The organism is Corynebacterium sp. c25Ua_47, assembly GCF_039907205.1.
GTDB classification, from domain to species: domain Bacteria; phylum Actinomycetota; class Actinomycetes; order Mycobacteriales; family Mycobacteriaceae; genus Corynebacterium; species Corynebacterium hiratae.
Map to the genome: position 1 here is coordinate 101832 of NZ_JASBOH010000008.1, position 17963 is coordinate 119794.

At 61.9% G+C, this 17963-nt stretch carries 16 protein-coding genes; 11 read left to right on the forward strand and 5 right to left on the reverse strand.

Annotated elements, in window-relative coordinates:
* Positions 1–27: 27 nt before the first annotated feature.
* Positions 28–1572: a phospholipid carrier-dependent glycosyltransferase gene (locus QKE52_RS08985; protein WP_232745234.1), complete on the reverse strand. Its 1545-nt coding sequence runs from the start codon at positions 1570–1572 to the stop codon at positions 28–30.
* Between the two features lie 106 nt (positions 1573–1678).
* Between QKE52_RS08985 and rsmI the strand changes: the two genes are divergently transcribed.
* From rsmI to QKE52_RS09015, 6 genes are all read left to right on the forward strand, one after another.
* The gene (gene rsmI / locus QKE52_RS08990) at positions 1679–2527 is read left to right on the forward strand and encodes a 16S rRNA (cytidine(1402)-2'-O)-methyltransferase (protein WP_049154218.1); all 849 of its coding nucleotides are present in this window, start codon (positions 1679–1681) and stop codon (positions 2525–2527) included.
* A gap of 305 nt (positions 2528–2832) precedes the next feature.
* Complete coding sequence (locus QKE52_RS08995; protein ID WP_049154220.1) at positions 2833–4674, forward strand: BCCT family transporter; 1842 nt, start codon at positions 2833–2835, stop codon at positions 4672–4674.
* A 75-nt stretch (positions 4675–4749) separates the two neighbouring features.
* Positions 4750–6582, forward strand: coding sequence for a methionine--tRNA ligase (gene metG / locus QKE52_RS09000; RefSeq protein ID WP_049154222.1), 1833 nt, complete (start codon positions 4750–4752; stop codon positions 6580–6582).
* Positions 6583–6586: 4 nt separating this feature from the next.
* Positions 6587–7780 (forward strand): MFS transporter, encoded by a 1194-nt coding sequence (locus tag QKE52_RS09005; protein ID WP_049154223.1) that lies wholly within the window; start codon positions 6587–6589, stop codon positions 7778–7780.
* A 101-nt stretch (positions 7781–7881) separates the two neighbouring features.
* On the forward strand, positions 7882–8163 hold the full coding sequence (locus QKE52_RS09010; protein WP_046646946.1) for a type II toxin-antitoxin system RelE/ParE family toxin: 282 nt from the start codon (positions 7882–7884) through the stop codon (positions 8161–8163).
* A 34-nt stretch (positions 8164–8197) separates the two neighbouring features.
* Positions 8198–8458 carry a HigA family addiction module antitoxin gene (locus QKE52_RS09015; RefSeq protein ID WP_046646945.1) on the forward strand — a complete coding sequence of 87 codons (261 nt, stop codon included), beginning with the start codon at positions 8198–8200 and terminating at the stop codon, positions 8456–8458.
* Positions 8459–8640: 182 nt separating this feature from the next.
* Here QKE52_RS09015 and QKE52_RS09020 read toward each other — a convergent pair whose 3' ends face one another.
* Entirely contained in the window at positions 8641–9144 is a 504-nt protein-coding gene (locus tag QKE52_RS09020; RefSeq protein ID WP_070701588.1) for a GNAT family N-acetyltransferase, read from the reverse strand.
* Positions 9145–9152: 8 nt separating this feature from the next.
* Positions 9153–9647 carry a GNAT family N-acetyltransferase gene (locus QKE52_RS09025; protein WP_080975046.1) on the reverse strand — a complete coding sequence of 165 codons (495 nt, stop codon included), beginning with the start codon at positions 9645–9647 and terminating at the stop codon, positions 9153–9155.
* 24 nt (positions 9648–9671) lie between these two features.
* On the opposite strand from QKE52_RS09025, the gene QKE52_RS09030 reads away from it, so the two are divergent.
* From QKE52_RS09030 to QKE52_RS09045, 4 genes are all read left to right on the forward strand, one after another.
* Positions 9672–10496: a TatD family hydrolase gene (locus tag QKE52_RS09030; RefSeq protein ID WP_046646942.1), complete on the forward strand. Its 825-nt coding sequence runs from the start codon at positions 9672–9674 to the stop codon at positions 10494–10496.
* Between the two features lie 245 nt (positions 10497–10741).
* On the forward strand, positions 10742–11890 hold the full coding sequence (locus tag QKE52_RS09035; protein ID WP_049154227.1) for a resuscitation-promoting factor: 1149 nt from the start codon (positions 10742–10744) through the stop codon (positions 11888–11890).
* Between the two features lie 33 nt (positions 11891–11923).
* A complete protein-coding gene (gene rsmA / locus QKE52_RS09040; protein ID WP_347948606.1) occupies positions 11924–12766 on the forward strand; it encodes a 16S rRNA (adenine(1518)-N(6)/adenine(1519)-N(6))-dimethyltransferase RsmA in 843 nt (280 codons plus the stop codon).
* On the forward strand, positions 12763–13701 hold the full coding sequence (locus QKE52_RS09045) for a 4-(cytidine 5'-diphospho)-2-C-methyl-D-erythritol kinase (protein WP_347948607.1): 939 nt from the start codon (positions 12763–12765) through the stop codon (positions 13699–13701). The genes rsmA and QKE52_RS09045 overlap by 4 nt, the downstream gene beginning before the upstream one ends.
* A 24-nt stretch (positions 13702–13725) precedes the next feature.
* Here the strand turns inward: QKE52_RS09045 and QKE52_RS09050 are convergent, their stop codons facing one another.
* Positions 13726–15036, reverse strand: a complete 1311-nt coding sequence (locus QKE52_RS09050; RefSeq protein ID WP_347948608.1) for a hypothetical protein — start codon at positions 15034–15036, stop codon at positions 13726–13728.
* A 91-nt stretch (positions 15037–15127) separates the two neighbouring features.
* Between QKE52_RS09050 and QKE52_RS09055 the strand changes: the two genes are divergently transcribed.
* The gene (locus QKE52_RS09055) at positions 15128–16963 is read left to right on the forward strand and encodes an ABC-F family ATP-binding cassette domain-containing protein (RefSeq protein ID WP_347948609.1); all 1836 of its coding nucleotides are present in this window, start codon (positions 15128–15130) and stop codon (positions 16961–16963) included.
* Between the two features lie 8 nt (positions 16964–16971).
* On the opposite strand, the gene QKE52_RS09060 is transcribed toward QKE52_RS09055, so the two are convergent.
* The gene (locus QKE52_RS09060) at positions 16972–17886 is read right to left on the reverse strand and encodes an AEC family transporter (protein ID WP_347948610.1); all 915 of its coding nucleotides are present in this window, start codon (positions 17884–17886) and stop codon (positions 16972–16974) included.
* Positions 17887–17963 lie beyond the last annotated feature (77 nt).

Here is a 17963-nt window from a genome sequence, read left to right on the forward strand (position 1 = left end):
TGGGCCAGAGGGGGTAGGGCCAGGGGCTTAGGTCCAGGACGGTAGCCACATCATGGAGTGATACCAAGAATCCGGGATGAGGTAGCCGTAGAGAATCGGGGAGAAGTAGGCAAACATTGCCACGACGAGCGCGGCGTAGCATACGGTAAGGAAGGTGCCCAGCGGCATCGCGGCCCCAAAAAGCTCCGTGAGCCAGCGCCATTGCAGAACCCGTCCACGTCCAATCATTTGCCCCAAAGCCAGGGAGATCAGCACGATGACGAACGGAATGAACGCCGTGGCGTAGAAGAAGTACATCTGTCGGTCGAAGACCATGAGCCAGGGCAGGAAACCCGCCGCGGCACCCACGAGCGGGATGAGGAAGGCGCGGTTGCGTCGCACGAGCAAGGACCACAGTCCCCACAGCACCGCCGGGATGACCAGCCACCAAATGACCGGGGTACCAAAGAGGTACAGCATCCTGCGGCAGGATCCGCCGTCCCCGCAAGAGATGTCCGTGGAGGAGTAGTAGAGGATGGGGCGTGCAGCCACCAGCCAAGCCCATGGCTTGGAGTCCCAGGGGTGGCTGTGGCCACCTGAGGAGGTCAAGGAGGCGTGGAACTCCAGCACAGAGGAGTGGTAGTAGAACCAACCGGCAAGAGGCTCGGGGAGGTGGAGCAGCCAAGAGCCATCCTCGATCGTGCCGTCAACCTTGGCGTGGCGGTAGACGGCGGTCTCATCGGCGAACCAGGCGCGCCAAGACCACGCATACAGGGCTACGGGGACCGCAACGAGTGAGGCCAGGGCTGCTGGGGTATCGCGTACCAGCGTGCCCAAGATGTAGCGGCGTACACCATACAAGCGGCGCAGAGCGAGATCCGAGAAAACGCTCATGAGACCGAAGAACATGATGTAGTACAGGCCGGACCACTTCACGGCCAGCGTTAGACCCAGGAAAACGCCGGCAGTAAAACGCCACCACCGGAAGCCAAATCGTGGGCCGAAGTCCGAGTCCCCCATCGTGCCTGACAGGAAGGCGGCGTGCAGGCGCTCGCGCATCTGCTGGTGATCCCGCGCCAAGGCCCAGGCGGCGGCGACAATGAAGAAGACCTGAAAGATATCAAGCATTCCGAACTTGGAGGCCACGAGCAGCACGCCGTCGCACATGGCGAGCAGGCCGGCGAGGAAGCCCACCTGCCAGGAACCGGACAAGCGGCGTGCCAGCGCCATGGTGAGTAGCACGGTGCCCACGCCAAAGAGCGCGGCCATGGCCCGCCAGCCCAGTGGGGTGTAGCCGAAGATGGCCTCCGATATCGCGACAATCTGCTTGGCCAGCGGTGGGTGCACAACCAGGCCGTAGCCCGGGTTGGACTCGATGCCGCCGAGGAAGAGGTTGTGCCAGCTGGTGACCATATCCCATGCCTGCGGCACGTAATGCTTCTCGTCGAAGACGGGAGTTCCCTCGGAGACCGGTGCGGTGAGACCTGCAAACCGCGTGATGAATGCCAGCACAGCGATGATAGCGGTGCTGATCGTGTCGGCCTTGGTCCAGGTGTAGTGCCGGGGAGCAGGGGGAGCTGGCCGGGTATGGATGCCGCGGGCGGCGGGGACGCGCGCGCGGCTGGTGTGGCCAGATCGATCAGTAGGGATAGCGATACTCACGCGGAAGAGTCTAGCGTGCGTGTGCCATGCTGGGGGTATGAGTCTTCAGCTTGAACCCCTGCCGCGTGGAGTCATCCTGGCCGCCACGCCGCTGGGAAATCCCGGTGATGCTTCTGCCCGATTGATGCAGGCGTTGGGCCACGCGGATGTGATCGCTGCGGAGGACACCCGCCGCGTTCGTAACCTGGCCCAGGCGCTGGGGGTAGAGATCCGCGGCAAGGTGGTTTCCAATTTCGACCACAACGAAGAGGAGCGCTCGCGCGCGCTCGTCAACGCTGCCCGGACGGGCACGGTTCTCGTGGTGTCGGATGCTGGCATGCCGCTGGTCTCCGATCCTGGGCACTCCATCGTCACCGCTGCGGTGGAAGCGGATGTGCCTGTGACCTGTTTTCCGGGGCCCTCGGCGGTGCCGACTGCGCTTGCACTTTCCGGACTGGGGGTGGGGCATTTCCTCTTCGATGCCTTCCCGCCGCGCAAACCCGGACCGCGTAAAGCCTGGCTGGAGTCCCTCGTGGGGGAGCGTCGTGCCATTGCTTTCTTTGAATCCCCGCACCGTCTAGCGCAGACGCTTGGCGACGCCTCAGCGATCCTCGGCGCGGAGCGCCGCGCTGCGGTCTGTCGCGAGCTAACGAAGACCTATGAGGAAATCAAGCGTGGCACCTTGGGCGAGCTTGCCGAGTGGGCGCAGGAGTATGCGCGGGGTGAAATCACCGTCGTCATCGAGGGCGGGGATGCCGCACCCGTGTCGTTGGAGACCCTCGTGGAGCAGGTCCGTGCGGAGGTTGAGCGGGGCGTGCGGGCCAAGGATGCCTGCAAGCAGGCAGCAGCGGGAACCGAGTGGTCCAACCGCGAACTCTATGATGCATACCTCGCCGCGCGCGGCTGAGCTTTAACAATAAATTCTGGTGATGCCCGTCTCTTTTGGGCCAATCGTTATGGCATCGTTATGTGACCCGGCGTGGCCGCGGCATGCGCGGTAGGGATGCCATACCTCGGAAATGCCTCCGAACAAGCTGGCAAGCTGCACAGTTGCGGTACAGATTCGGCAGCTGCGGTGGAATAGCGGTCGTTCAAAGAAGCTCGTGAGAGACGCTTTAGGAACGCTATATGCCCGAAATGCATGTGGTGAATAGTCTTTTTGTTTCCGTTTTAGTTTGACTAGTTGATGAGACAGCACCAAGGTCGGGAGGTATGACAGACTCGACGAATGCAGACAATGTAAAGGATACGGGGGTGTCTTCGGCTGTGCCCCAAGGCGAGAGCTCGCCGGCCGCGGTAGAGGAATACCGCACCGTCGACGAGCGCCTCGAGGCTTCCTCGGCCACGAGCCAGCTTCAGGATATGCTCACCAACAAGGCGTTCAATCCTGAGGCGGCTCCCGCGCCAGTGGAGGAGGAAGAGGACGAGAAATTTGGCCCAGGCGGCATTGATTCACCGATCGACTGGACCATTGTGGGAATCGCCGGCCTGCTCGTTGCCGCCTTTGTGGCATGGGGCTTGGCCGCTCCAGAGAGCTTTGCCTCCTTCTCCAGCAATGCTCTGAGCTTCGTGGTGAATAACTTTGGCTGGGCCTATGTGCTCTTCGGGACCATTTTTGTGGTTTTCGTTATCTGCGTTGCGGCCTCGAAGTTCGGCACCATTCGTTTGGGCAAGATTAACGAGGAACCGGAATTCTCCACGGTCTCTTGGATTGCGATGATGTTCGCTGCCGGCATGGGCATCGGCTTGATGTTCTATGGTGCTTCCGAGCCGCTCAACTACTTTAAGAACGGCGTTCCGGGCCATGGTGAGAATGAGGTAGGAACCTCAATGGCCACGGCCATGTTCCACTGGACCCTGCACCCATGGGCCGTGTACGCCATCGTGGGGCTTGCCATCGCTTATTCCACCTTCCGTATTGGCCGCAAGCAGTTGTTGAGCCAGGCCTTCGTGCCGCTCATTGGCCAGCGCGCCGCCGACGGATTCGCAGGCAAGATCATTGATATCTTGGCCATCTTCGCCACCGTCTTTGGCACCGCTTGTTCGCTGGGCCTCGGCGCGATGCAGATTCAGGCAGGCCTGCAGGCCTCCGGAATTATTGAGAACCCCACGCAGAACGTCGTCATCGGCATCGTTCTCGTGCTGACCTTGGCCTTTATTCTGTCGGCCATGTCGGGTGTAGGCAAAGGTATTCAGTACCTCTCTAACACCAATATGGTCTTGGCGGCTCTGCTGGCCATCTTCGTGTTCGTCTTCGGCCCAACCGTGTCGATTTTGAACCAGATCCCAGGCTCCATTGGTAACTACCTGGCGAACTTCACCGAGATGATCGCTCGTACCGCTGAGTCCGATAACGGAAACGCTGGCGAGTGGCTATCTACCTGGACCATTTTCTACTGGGCTTGGTGGGTTTCCTGGTCGCCGTTCGTGGGCATGTTCCTCGCCCGCATTTCGCGCGGCCGTTCCGTCCGCGAGTTCTGCGTTGGTGTGCTTCTCGTCCCGGCTGGTGTCTCCACGGTGTGGTTTGCCATCTTCGGCGGTACCGCCATCCACATGGAGCAGAACGGCAACTCCATCTCCGGTGAGTCTGCCGAGCAGGAGCTGTTCAACCTGCTGCAGAACCTCCCCGGTGGTTTCATCGCGGGCATCGTCGCCGCCCTGCTCCTTGCCACGTTCTTCATTACGTCGGCCGACTCGGCGTCGACAGTCATGGGCTCGATGTCCCAGTCTGGCGCTACCACCGCCAAGCCGTGGCTGTCCGCGGCATGGGGTGTGCTCACTGCGGCTGTCGGCCTGACCTTGCTGCTGTCGAGCGAGAATGCCCTGTCGAACCTGCAGAACGTCACCATCGTGGCGGCGCTGCCATTCCTCTTCATCCTCGTCGGCCTCATGTTCGCTATTTACAAGGACTTGAGCAACGACGTAATTTACCGCGAGTACCGCGAGTCCCAGGCCTTCCAGCGCAAGCTGGCGCGTGAGCGTCGCCTGCACCGCGAGTTCCAGCGCGAACAGGCCTACAAGGCCCGCCGCCGCCAGCACAGCCACAAGAACTAGTTCTGGCGCGAGCATTTCTCTCATACACCCCCTCACTGCATTGCCGGTGAGGGGGTGTTCGATAGAGTAGGGGCCATGACTGAGACAGTTGTCGTTAATGTTGCTTGGCCCTATGCCAACGGACCCCGCCACATCGGACACGTGGCGGGTTTCGGTGTTCCTTCCGACGTGTTCGCCCGTTTCCAGCGAATGCGTGGCAACGACGTCCTCATGGTTTCCGGTACCGACGAGCATGGCACCCCGTTGCTCGTGCAGGCGGATAAGGAAGGCGTGACGGTTCGTGAATTGGCGGATCGCTACAACCGCCAGATTGTCACCGACCTGGCTGGGCTCGGCCTGTCTTATGACCTCTTTACCCGCACCACCACTCGCAACCACTACGCGGTGGTGCAGGAGCTGTTCAAGGGGCTGTACGAGAACGGCTACATGATTAAGGAGACCACCCAGGGCGCCATTTCGCCGTCCACGGGCCGTACCTTGCCTGACCGCTATATCGAGGGAACCTGTCCGCTGTGTGGTGCCGATGGCGCGCGCGGTGACCAGTGCGATAACTGCGGCAACCAACTCGATCCGGTAGATCTCATCAACCCGGTGTCCAAGATCAACGGCGAAACCCCGAAGTTCATCGATACCGAGCACTTCCTGCTGGATCTTCCTGCGGTCAAGGACGTCCTCGAAGAGTGGCTGAAGACGCGCGAGGACTGGCGTCCCAACGTTCTCAAGTTCTCCCTCAACCTGCTGGAGGATATGCGCCCGCGCACCATGACCCGTGACATCGACTGGGGCATTCCCATTCCGGTCGAAGGCTGGGAGGATAACGGCGCGAAGAAGCTCTACGTGTGGTTCGACGCGGTGATTGGTTACCTGTCTTCCTCCATCGAGTGGGCCCACCGCACCGGCAACCCGGAGGCTTGGAAGGACTACTGGCAGAACCCGCAGGCACGCCACTACTACTTCCAAGGCAAGGACAACATCACCTTTCACTCCCAGATCTGGCCAGCAGAGCTCTTGGGCTACGCGGGCAAGGGCTCCAAGGGCGGTGAGCTGCACACCTACGGTGAGCTCAACCTGCCCACGGAGATTGTGTCTTCGGAATACCTGACCATGTCCGGCTCCAAGTTCTCCTCCTCCAAGGGCGTCGTTATCTACGTCAAGGACTTCCTCGAGGAGTTCGGCCCAGACGCACTGCGCTACTTCATCGCCGTTGCCGGCCCAGAAAACAATGACACTGACTTCACCTGGGATGAGTTCGTGCGCCGTATCAACAACGAGCTTGCCAACGGCTGGGGCAACCTGGTCAACCGCACCGTGTCGATGGCCCACAAGAACTTCGGCGAGGTCCCGGCCCCGGCCGCGCTGGAGCAGGCAGACAAGGACATCCTGGCACTGGCGGAGGAGACCTTCACCACCGCCGCGAATTTCCTCGAGCAGTCCAAGTTCAAGCAGGCCATGACCGCCATCATGCACGTCGTCGGCGAGGCCAATGCCTATGTCGCGGCGATGGAGCCGTGGAAGCTGGCCAAGGATGAAACCCAGCGCGAGCGTCTGGCCACCGTGCTGTGGACCGCACTGCAGGTGGTCTCCGACTGCAACGTAATGTTGACCCCGTTCTTGCCCTTCACCGCACAGAAGGTGCACGAGACCCTGGGACGTGAGGGCGTCTGGGCCGCACAGCCGCGCATTGAAGACGTGGTGGATGATATGCCGGTCGAACTCGTTGGCGTAGACCTCCCGCCGGAGAATCACCCGTACCCGATCATCACCGGTGACTACGCGGCGCAGCAGGCTGCGTGGAAGCGTGTCGACATTACGCCGGGTACAACGCTGCAGAAGCCGAAGCCGCTGGTGGCTAAGCTCGACCCGGAGCTTGGTGAGACCGGCCCGGAGTGGGCCCCGGTTCAGAAGTAAAGGCGTGGGCTCGGCGTTTCGGCGCTCCCTGGCGCCCGTCCTACTCTTTGTTGTTGTCTGCCTGACCGCGCTGAACCTACGGACGGGCATCGCGTCGGTGGCGCCGGTGCTGGGTCAAATCCAAGATTTCTTTGAAATCAGCTCCGGCCAGGCGGGTTTGCTTACCGCACTTCCGGGGCTGTGCTTCGCGGCCATGGGTTTGGCCGCCGTGCCCATTGCTCGGCGGGGCGGGCTCAGCCGTACCTTGGCCGGCGGCACGCTGGCCCTAGTGGTGGGCCTGGCGCTGCGTCCGTGGGTGAGCAGCTTCCCGCTGTTTATTGCGTTGACCCTGGGCGTTGTCGGCGGCATCGCTCTAGCCAACGTTCTGCTTCCCGCGTGGATCAAGCAACATGGTTCGGGCCGCACGCTGGTGGCGTTGATGACCACCTACACCACGATGCTGGGCGTATCCAGCGCCCTTGGCCCGCTGTCCGCGGTGATGCAAAGCACGTGGCAAGGTGCGCTGTGGATCTGGTGCCTGCCCGCCATCGCGCAGCTGGTGGCGTGGATAGTGGTTCTGCCGCAGGCTGGCAAGGACGTCGCCCACGGGGCGATCGACGGTGCCGGCGCGCCAAAGCCCATGTACACTTCGCCCACGGCGGTGGCCATGCTCTTTTTCTTCGGGCTGCAGTCCTCCATGGCCTATGTCCAAATGGGTTGGCTGCCGCGCATGCTGGTAGAGAAGGGCGTGAGTGAGGATACCGCCAGTGTGGCACTTGCTGTCATCGGTGTCTTTAACATCGCCGGCGGCGTGATCATGCCCTGGCTAATTTCTCGCCTGGACCGCCTAACACCCGTACCGATTGTGCTGGCGCTGTGCACCTGTGCTGGGTGGGGTGGGGTCCTTGTGGCTGCCGACGTCGCCCCGCTCGCCTGGGCCTGCATGATGGGGATCGGCGGTATGTGCTTCCCACTGGCTCTGGCATTGCTCACCGCCCGCACTCGGAGTGCGCTGACGACCGCACGACTCTCCGGTTTTGTGCAGCCGGGCGGCTACATCTTGGCGGGGCTGTTGCCGCTTTTCGTGGGCGTTGTGCGCGGCGCTACCGGTAACTGGACGGCCGTCCTGATTGCGCTGATGGTGCTCAGCCTTTGCATGCTGATGGCGGGTTTGCGCGCGACTAGGCGGGTCTACATTGACGACGAGCTCGCTGCCTAGCGGGGTCCTCCTTAGTTGCGGTAACTTTTGTATTGCAGCGTTAGTTAGAGTTAACGCCTCGCGTTATTGACGTGTCGCGTTATGGGGGGTATGGTGCATTTATGATTCAGTCGTTCGCGGATAGGGATACAGAGCGCTTATGGAATCGAGAGAGGGTGTCCTCGATAGATTCACGTATTCACTCGGTAGCTCTTCGCAAACTGAGGCAATTGGGCTATGTGCAGAGGCTAGATGAGCTTCGGATTCCTCCGGGGAATAGGCTCGAAGCGTTGAAGGGCGATCGGCGGGGTCAATATAGTATTCGTATCAATGACCAATGGCGGATCTGCTTCCGGTGGACCGCTTTAGGGCCAGAGGAGGTTGAGATCGTTGACTACCACTAAAAAGCTCCCCCCAGTGCACCCAGGTGAAATCCTGATGGAAGATTTTCTTAAGGAAATGGGGATTACCCAGCACAAGCTCGCTGTTTCGATAGGGGTCCCGCCTCGACGTATTAACGAAATCGTCCACGGAAAGCGGGCTATTACCGCCGATACGGCTCTTCGCCTTGCCAAGTTTTTTGGAATGTCCCCACAGTTCTGGCTGGGGTTGCAGACCCATTACGACTTGGATGTCGCAGAGGACAAAATTCTTGCCGAGCTGGACGATATTGTGCCGCTTCAGGCAGCGCCGGCTTAACGCGTTTGCCGTCTGTGACCGCGTAGCGCAGGGTGAGTTGCTCAAGCCGAAGTCGCCGTTGTTGCCAAAGTTTCTCGCCTCGCCGCGGGATCTGGCCAGATCTTTGGCAACAATGGCAGTGCCGTCACTGGTGGTGGGGCGGCTGGCACGCGCCTCCCTGAGTTAGTGGCCATCAAACCGCTTTAGGAGCGGTCGAAGTCGCGCTGCAGGTGCACCAGCCCGAGGCGCACGCCGTCCTTGGTGTGGATATTGGGCATGCGGCCGGTTTCCACGAACCCGAACTTCTTGTGCAGGGCAATGGAGGACTCGTTGGTGTCCACGATGTAGGTAATCATCGTCTCCACGTAGTCATTTTCCTTCGCGTGGTCCATGAGCGTGTCCATGAGCTCGCTGCCCACGCCCTTGCCCCGTGCGGACTCCGCAATATAGATGGAATCCTCCGCCGTGCCGTAGTAGATAGCTGGGGTGACAAACTGGAAGTAGGCGGCCCAGCCAATGATTTCGTCATCGTTCACCGCCACATAGACGGGAAAACCTTCCTCCTCCATCTGTGCGAGCCACTTTTCGCGGTCCTCGACGGACTCCTGCCACGTGACTAGGTTGGTGGCCGGCTTCGCGGCGGAGGCGGCATTATAGATGGCGGCGATTGCGGGGGCGTCGGCAAGCTCTGCGGGACGTACGTGCATGATGTTCCTTAAACCATGAGTTGCAAGTGGGTGAGGTCTATCCAGCGCCCAGCTTTGCGGCTGACTTCTTTTAACGTTCCTACAGTGGCAAAGCCGAACTTCTCATGCAACTTGATGGATGCGACGTTGTCCGCCACGATGAGTGCCAGCAGCGTATGGACCTGCTCCGCCTCGCGGGCATGCTGAACGACTGCATCGAGCAAGCGCGTGCCTACCCCGCGGCCGTGGGCGGTGGGATCAACGTAGATCGTCGTCTCGTAGCAGCCCAGCCACACCTTAGGATCGCGGTAGGGGCGGTAGAGTGCCCAGCCCAAGTACGCGCCATCGTCATCGAAAGCCACGAAACAAGGACAGGCTTCGCGGCGCAGCTGGTGGAGATACTCGGTGCGCTCTTCCACTGTGGCGGGTTCGCTGCGAAAGATGAAGTGGGTCTCCCGGATGGCCCAGTTTAAGGTGGCGGTCATTGCGGGGACGTCGGCGTCCGTCGCTTCACGGATTATCATGCGCGCAAGACTACACTCGCAGCCATGTCTAAGAAGAAGCCACGCCCCATGCCCGTTCCCGCCGAAGGTTTGAGCCAGCTTATCGACGCCCACACGCACCTCGCCTCTTGCCGCGACGCTGACGCCGACCTCGTTGAGCGTGCCCGTGCCGCAGGTGTTGAGCGCATCGTCACCGTGGGCGATGGCCTAGCGGAGGCGGAGAAGGCTTTGGCCGCGGCGCAGGAATTCGACAACGTGTACGCGGCCTGCGCTATTCATCCCACCAAGGCGCATGAACTCGACGAGGCCGCCCGTGCGCGCCTGAGCGAAATGGCTGCGGACCCGCGCTGCGTGGCCATCGGGGAAACGGGTCTGGATACCTACTGGATTTATCATGAGCCGGAACGAACTGCGCCGCTTGACGTCCAGGAGGAAGCGCTTCACTGGCACGCCGAGTTGGCAGCGAAGGTGGGCAAGACGCTGATGATCCACAACCGCGAGGCCGATGAGGATCTCATGCGCGTGCTGGGGGAGTGCGCTGAGGCGCCGAAGGTCATGCTGCACTGTTTCTCCTCGCCACTTGATGTGGCCAAGGAGGCTCTGGAGCGTGGCTACGTTTTGTCCTTCGCCGGCAACGTGACGTTCAAGCGCAACGAGGAGATGCGCCAAGCCGCAGCGCTCGCGCCAGCCGGGCAGCTGCTCATTGAGACGGACGCGCCGTACATGACCCCGGAGCCCTTCCGTGGTGCGCGTAATGAACCTTCGTTGATTGGTCATACGTACCGCTGCGTGGCGCAGGCGCGCGGCCAAGAAGTGGAAGACTTGGCCGCAGAGGTGGCTGAAACCTTCGCCGAGGTCTTCGGAGTGTGATGATCTTCACTCAAAGCAAAGGTGCTGCTCAACGGTGGCGCGCGTGTTTGGTGTGACGAGTGTGTTGCCAGTGGTGGCGGCGTGTAAGAACGTCTCGATCGTTACGCTCTGTTACCGTATCGTTATCCAAAGTTAGTCCGGCCTTGATGTTGCCGGCTGGCGTGCATTCGCACGCCACGTCAGGTGCTGAGGAGAGTGCAAAGGCCTCTCTGGGCACGAAGCAACGCAGAGACGAGTAAAGGTTTATGTCCCCGAAGAAGCAGATCAAGCGAATCAACAACTCCCGCTCCCTGCCCCTGCGCATGGCCACCGGCGGTGTGCTCGGCACGTTGGCTGTGGGTGGTGTCGTTGCCGTCGGTTCTCAGAAGGACATCACGCTCGACATCAACGGTGAGACCACCCAGCTGGCTACCTTCGCCGGTGATGTTAACGCGGCCCTCGAGGCCGCAGGTGTGAGCGTTGGCGGGGAGGACGTTGTCTACCCGGCGCTGTCTGAGCAGGTCTCCGATGGTGACTCGATTACCGTTCGTACCGCCAAGCCGGTTGCGGTGACCATCGATGGCGTGGAGACGAAGATGTCCTCCACTGACCTCACTGTGTCTGACCTGCTGGGCGGCCTCGACGGCATCGCCCCAGGCGCTGCTATCACCTCCGGTTCCAAGACCGTCGAGGATGATGAGGTTCTGACTGAGGGCATGAACCTTGAGGTGGTATCCCCGAAGATCATTAAGCTTTCTGACGGTGGCTCTGTGTCCTACGCCAGCGTTGCGGCTAAGACCGTGGAGGACGTACTGGAAGCCCGCGGTATCACCGTGGGCAAGGATGACCGTGTGTCGCCGGACCTTGACGCTCCCGTCAAGGCCGGCACGGCCATCACCGTGGACCGCGTGGACATCTCGGAAGAGGAGAAGACGGAGGACTTCGACGCACCAGCTACCTACGTTGATGACCCGGAGCTGGAAGAAGGCACCGAGGAAGTCCGCGAGGAGGGAACCCCAGGTTCGCGCACCGTGACCCGCAAGATTGTGAAGGTCAACGGTACGGAAGAGTCCAACGACATCATCAAGGAAGATGTGCGCACCGAGGCCGTCGCCGCAGTGATCGCGCGCGGTACCAAGCCGAAGTCCACCGCACCGGCCGTTGCTGAGGGCTCCGTATGGGATGCCCTCGCCCAGTGTGAGGCGACCGGTAACTGGTCCATCAACACCGGCAATGGTTTCTCCGGCGGTCTGCAGTTCACCCCGTCGACCTGGGCTGCCTTCGGCGGCACCGAGTATGCCCCGCAGGCATGGCAGGCTTCCCGCGAGCAGCAGATCGCTGTGGCCCAGAAGGTTCAGGCCGCGCAGGGCTGGGGCGCATGGCCCGCCTGCACCTCGAAGCTCGGCCTGCGCTAAAGCTTCAGCGCCCTGCGTATTAGTCTGGATGACATGACACAACCCCACCTGCTGGGCCCGGTGGAAATCCGCGAGCTCGCCGCTGAGCTCGACGTGACGCCGACAAAGAAGCTGGGCCAGAACTTTCTGCATGATCCCAACACCATCCGGCGCATCGTGGCTGCCGCGGACCTGCAACCGGAGGACCGCGTGGTGGAGGTCGGCCCTGGTTTGGGTTCGCTGACCTTGGGACTACTGGGCGAAGTCGAGCACGTGACGGCCGTGGAGATTGACCCGCGCCTGGCAGGCAAGCTCCCAGATACCGTGGCGGCGCGGGCAGCCAACTTTGCGGATCGCCTCACCGTGGTGGAGAAGGACGCGCTCACCGTTGCGGCAGGGGAGTTGGGGGAGCCGACCGCCTTGGTAGCCAACTTGCCCTACAACGTGGCGGTGCCGGTGCTGCTCCACCTGCTGGAGGTCTACCCATCCATTCGCCGCGTCCTGGTCATGGTGCAGCTGGAAGTAGCTGAGCGCCTCGCCGCCGCGCCAGGCAGCAAGGTCTATGGCATCCCCAGCGTGAAAGCATCCTTCTATGGACCGGTTCGCCAGGCCGGCACGATTGGCAAGAACGTGTTTTGGCCGGCACCCAAGATTGAGTCAGGGTTGGTGCGCATCGATTGCACCCGCCCCTTCGACGAGACACTACGGCCGCGGCTCTTTGCGCTGATCGACGCCGCCTTTGCCCAACGCCGCAAGACACTTCGCGCCGCCCTGGCAGGTTTCTATGGTTCCGCCGCAACAGCCGAGGAAGCGCTGCGCGCGGCGGACATCGATCCGCGCCTGCGCGGTGAGAAGCTGGGCGTGGAGGACTTCGTCCGATTGGCGGAAGTCTCATGAGTAGGACAGGAGACGACTCCCCGCAGATCTGGCAGGCGCGCGCCCACGCCAAGGTTAACCTGCACCTGGGGGTGGGGGAGGCCCGCGCGGATGGCTTCCATGAGCTGGCCACCGTGTTTCAGGCCCTCGACGTACATGACCGCGTGAGCTACCGCTGGGGCGAGAAAACCGCAGTGGAAGTCACCGGCAACCACGCGACGGGCGTTCCGGCATCAGCCGAGAATCTGGCGTGGCGCGCGGTAGAGCTGGTGGCTCACAACCTCATGTTGCCAGCTGCCGGCACGCTCACGATGGAAAAGAACATCCCCGCCGCCGGGGGCATGGCCGGTGGCTCCGCTGATGCCGCCGCGGCCCTGCTTCTGGCCAACCAAGCTTTGAGCACCGAATTCGGCCGCGAAGCCCTCAGCATGGAGAAGCTCTACGAACTCGCCGCGGAACTGGGCTCCGACGTGCCTTTTACCCTCATGGGCGGCACCGCCTTGGGGCGCGGGCGCGGCGAACTCTTGACCCCGATGCTCTCGCGCGGGCGCTATATCTGGGCGATTATCACCAATGCGGAGGGTTTGTCCACACCCTCTGTCTTCCGCAAGCTGGATGAGCTGCGCGCTGCCGGCCGTGGAAGCACACCACACTTGGACACGGAAGCCGTGGGCCAAGCCCTCGTCGGCGGCAACCCCCACGAGCTTGCCGCGGTGATGCACAATGACCTCCAGCCGGCAGCACTCTCTTTGCGTCCGGACTTACGCAAGATTCTCGACACCGGTGAGGCCGCCGGCGCCCTCAAGGGCATCGTTTCCGGGTCTGGGCCTACCTGTGCCTTCCTCTGCGAGGACGAGGAGACCGCACAGGAAGTGGTGGCCCAGGTCTGCGCCGATAACCGCGGAACCCGTGGCCTGGTGACCACAGGCCCTGCAACCGGCGCAACGCTGGTCTAGCGCCAGCGCTGCAGGTAGCGGTCCTTAGAGGACGGCCATCTCCACGGGCTTGAAGTCGAGCTTGTAGCGCTGCGGCTCCTGGTCACCGAGGAGGTCAAGGACCACCAGTTCTTGCTTGTTCGCATCCGTGACGTAGGCATAGCCGTTTGCCGCCTTGAGGATCGGACCCGGCTGTTGCCACTCCTCGTTTTCCTTCCACGGGGAGATAGCGTCAATCTTCTTTGTTACCTCGCCGGAATCCGGGTCGATGACGTTGAGCTTGCCGTCGGTCGTGAGGACTAGTGCCTCGCCCAAGGGGCCGCGGGCCAACGAGCGGAACCAATAGGATTCGCCCAGTTCAACCTTCTTGGCAGAGTAGTCCTCCGTATTGATGAGGGTCACTGAGGTGGGACGCTCGAAGTCGGCATCCTTGTCGGTCTTGTTGTCTGCCAAGATGATGTTGGATTCCTCCGAACCCGCAGAATTGCCGGAGCGCTGGTATCCGTCCTTGCCCGCGTAAGCGGAGACGTCGATCTTGTGGAATTCGGTGCCGTCGAAGACGACGGGCCCATCCTCGCAGCCGAAGAAAAGGGAACCGTTGCCGGCGGCAGCTTCGCCGTGGACGCCAGGACACTCAGTGGTTTCCGCAAGGACCTTGCCGGACTTGTCGAGGTGCTGGATGGTGTGGCGCTCGTCTTCCGTGCCCTTCGTGGTGACCACGGAGCCGTCTTTCAGCGGGACGGCCACACCGTGGTGCGCAGCGCCTGTCTCGACGGTGTTGACGGGCTTGGCGTCTTCCTTGCCGATGTCCTCGGTCTTGTAAATCCGTGCCACACCATCGCCGTCGGAGAAGAGCGCGGTAAAGCCGTCGTGGTGAACCACGTGACCGGCGTGCGGTGCGTCGATGGCTGCGCTGAGAAGCTGCGGCTGCGCCGCGTAGTAGTGCTTGTGGTCGCCGTGGGGCTTGGTGATGCGCCCCGTGTCGAAGGTGAGGAAGCTATCGCCCTTGGTCACCATGATGTGGCGGTTATCGCCGGCATCGCTTAGACGGAGGAATGCTTTCAAATCTTCGCTCTCGATGACCTCACCGGTTTCGCCGTCGAGCGTGGTGAGGCCGTTCTTGTGCGAAAGAAGGATACGGTTTGGCAGCTCGGCTACCTCAGTCTCACCTTCAGCGGCTTCGAAGCCGTCATGGCTGTGCTCCCCGTCATGGCCATCGCCGTGCTCGGCATGCGCGTGGGAGGCTTCAGTGCTGGAGGGCGACGTGGATTCCTCGCTGTCAGGGGAGGAGCAAGCGGACATGGTGAGGATCGTGGCGGAAAGTGCGGCGCACAGGGCGAGACGTTCTTTTTTCATAGTGCGCCAGAGTATTGGAAGTGAAAATCAATATCAATAAAGGTAATGGTGCGGGGGTAACCGCGCTGAGGCACTAAGATGAACTCTCGATATGGCGAACCTCATTAACCTCGAAAACGTAACCAAGTCCTTTGGTCTTAAGACCCTGCTGGACGGGGTCTCCCTCGGCGTGCAAACCGGTGATCGCATCGGCATTGTCGGCGTCAACGGCGGCGGCAAAACTACGCTGCTGGAAGTTCTCACCGGTATCGAATCCCCAGACTCGGGCCGCGTGTCCCACAACTCGGATTTGCGCATGGCGGTGGTAACCCAGCGATTCGAACTAGAGGAGTCGCTCACTATCGCCCAAGCCATCATCGAGCCGCTCGGGCTGGAAACCTTCGAGTGGGCTTCTAACGCCAAGGTGCGCGATGTCCTCGGCGGCCTCGGCATTGTTGACCTAGGGCTAGACACCCCTGTGGGCTCGCTCTCCGGTGGTGAGCGCCGCCGCGTCAACCTGGCTGCCGCACTCGTTCAAGACCTCGACATCGTGGTGCTCGATGAGCCGACCAACCACCTCGACGTCGAAGGCGTGCAATGGCTGGCCAGCCACCTGCTTTCGCGCAAGCTAGCGGTCGTCGTCGTCACGCACGATCGCTGGTTTCTCGACACCGTGGCCACCACTACCTGGGAGGTGCACGACGGTGTCGTCGATGCCTACGAGGGTGGCTATAACGACTGGACCTTCGCCCGCGCCGAGCGCGCCCGCCAAGCCGATGCCATCGAGCAGCGCCGCCAGAACTTGGCCCGCAAGGAGCTGGCGTGGCTGCGTCGCGGAGCGCCAGCGCGTACCTCGAAGCCGCGCTACCGCATCGAGGCGGCCGAGGCCCTCATCGCCGACGTCCCCGCACCGCGCGACAAGGTCGAACTCATGGCCTTTTCCAAGCAGCGCCAGGGACGAGTCGTCATTGAGCTCGAGGACGCAAAGGTCACAACCCCGGACGGTCGCACGCTCGTGGATCACCTCACCTGGCGCTTGGCGCCGGGCGAGCGCATCGGCCTCGTTGGTGTTAACGGTTCGGGCAAGACCACGCTGCTGCGCGCCCTTGCTGGTGAAGTCGAGCTTGCCGCCGGCAAGCGCATCGAGGGCAAGACGGTGCGCCTGGGCTGGCTGCGCCAGGAACTCGATGATCTGGATCCGGAGCGCCGGCTTCTCGACGCCGTCGAAGACGTCGCCACCTACGTTCACCTGGGCAAGAAGGAACTGTCCGCGTCCCAGCTCGCGGAGCGCCTGGGCTTTTCCGCGAAACGGCAGCGCACGCCGGTTGGCGATCTCTCCGGTGGTGAACGCCGTCGCCTGCAGCTGACCCGCGTGCTCATGGCAGAGCCGAATGTTCTGCTTCTCGACGAGCCCACGAACGACCTCGACATCGATACTCTCCAGGAACTGGAGTCCTTGCTGGACTCTTGGCCGGGCACCTTGGTGGTCATCTCGCACGACCGCTACCTCATCGAGCGCATCGCGGATAACACCTATGCGCTGTTTGGGGATGGCAAGCTCACCAACCTGCCGGGCGGAATCGAGGAATACCTGCGCCGCCGCCAGGAGATGGAGGCCGCCACTGCGCGCGGCGTCCTTGATTTAGGAGAAGCTTCCAAGAACTCTGACGAGCAGAGCGCGGACGCCGCCCCGGCCAAGCGGTTGAGCTCCCAGGAAGAGCGCGAGCTGACCAAGAAGATGAATGCGCTGGAGCGCAAAATGAGCAAGCTCGACGATAAGACGGCGCAGCTGAACGAAAAGATGGCGGTGGCTGCAGAGAAGATGTCCTCCGGTGAGGGGGACAGCGGTGAGCTAGCGAAGCTCGACTCCGAGCTCAAGGCCATTGCCTCTGAGCGCGAAGAGCTAGAAATGGAATGGCTGGAGTTGGGGGAGAAGCTCGAGGGGTAGGCCCAGCCCTACCCGAAGAGCGCCGCGATGCCCAGCATCGCCGGCAGCGAGAGGAAGGTGGTGAGGAAGACCGTATCGCGCGCCACCGTTTCTCCCGACTGGTAGGTCGCGGCATAGTTGTAGACGTTCTGTGCGGTCGGAAGCGCGGCCAAGATCAGCGCTGCGTAGAGCTCGTTGCCGCTCAGCCCCAACGTCAAGCCGGCCGCCAGCGCAATCGCCGGCATAGCAATGAGCTTGAGAACCGTGGCGGTAATCGTAGGTAGGCGGTCAACGGCCAACAGCCCGTCACCGGTGAGTGAGGCGCCAAAGCTCATCAGGATCATCGGGATGGAGGCACCACCAAGGATCTCGAGCGGAGCCATAATGACGTCGGGGACGTGCCAGCCTGCGGCGGACACGATGAAGCCGGCGATCGCCGCGATGACCACTGGGGCTGTCAACCCTGAGACCACGGAACTTAAAATCGAACGCAGGCTCGTTCCCTGGGCGTTGAGGCCGGCAATGATGAAGGGCGAGAGGACTGCCATTTGCAGCACCAGCGCGGGCACCACAAAAGTGGCATCACCGATGACATAGGTGGCGATCGGCAGCCCGATGTTCACAGAGTTGTAGTAGCTGGCTGCGGCTGCGCCGGCCATGGTTTCCGCTCCGCTACGCCGGAAGAATAACGCGCTCAGCACCCAATACAAGGCCATCGTGGCGACCGAAGCTATCGCGATGACGGCGACAACCGGCGAGGCAAAGGCCGAGGTGTCAGAGGTGGCCACGCTGGAAAAGATCAGCGCTGGGGTCGCCGCCCAGAACGCCGTGCGATTGAACTGCAGGCGCGCCTCACCTTCGCCGATAACGCCGCGCCGAGCCATGATGAAGCCCACGCCGATAACCACAAAAATGATGGCGAAACCGGTTAAGACGTCCAGCAACAGTGATCACCTTTCGGATACTCGTTAAAAAATCCATACTAAAGCCAGCCTTGGCTATTCTTCCATGCCGGCATGCA

Bases quoted from the DNA above. Each gene is read 5' to 3' on its own strand.
- rsmI (WP_049154218.1), top strand. From the start codon at position 1,679: ATGAGTCTTCAGCTTGAACCCCTGCCGCGTGGAGTCATCCTGGCCGCC.
- QKE52_RS08995 (WP_049154220.1), top strand. From the start codon at position 2,833: ATGACAGACTCGACGAATGCAGACAATGTAAAGGATACGGGGGTGTCT.
- metG (WP_049154222.1), top strand. From the start codon at position 4,750: ATGACTGAGACAGTTGTCGTTAATGTTGCTTGGCCCTATGCCAACGGA.
- QKE52_RS09010 (WP_046646946.1), top strand. From the start codon at position 7,882: ATGATTCAGTCGTTCGCGGATAGGGATACAGAGCGCTTATGGAATCGA.
- QKE52_RS09015 (WP_046646945.1), top strand. From the start codon at position 8,198: ATGGAAGATTTTCTTAAGGAAATGGGGATTACCCAGCACAAGCTCGCT.
- QKE52_RS09020 (WP_070701588.1), bottom strand. From the start codon at position 9,144: ATGCACGTACGTCCCGCAGAGCTTGCCGACGCCCCCGCAATCGCCGCC.
- QKE52_RS09025 (WP_080975046.1), bottom strand. From the start codon at position 9,647: ATGATAATCCGTGAAGCGACGGACGCCGACGTCCCCGCAATGACCGCC.
- QKE52_RS09030 (WP_046646942.1), top strand. From the start codon at position 9,672: ATGTCTAAGAAGAAGCCACGCCCCATGCCCGTTCCCGCCGAAGGTTTG.
- QKE52_RS09035 (WP_049154227.1), top strand. From the start codon at position 10,742: ATGTCCCCGAAGAAGCAGATCAAGCGAATCAACAACTCCCGCTCCCTG.
- rsmA (WP_347948606.1), top strand. From the start codon at position 11,924: ATGACACAACCCCACCTGCTGGGCCCGGTGGAAATCCGCGAGCTCGCC.
- QKE52_RS09045 (WP_347948607.1), top strand. From the start codon at position 12,763: ATGAGTAGGACAGGAGACGACTCCCCGCAGATCTGGCAGGCGCGCGCC.
- QKE52_RS09050 (WP_347948608.1), bottom strand. From the start codon at position 15,036: ATGAAAAAAGAACGTCTCGCCCTGTGCGCCGCACTTTCCGCCACGATC.
- QKE52_RS09055 (WP_347948609.1), top strand. From the start codon at position 15,128: ATGGCGAACCTCATTAACCTCGAAAACGTAACCAAGTCCTTTGGTCTT.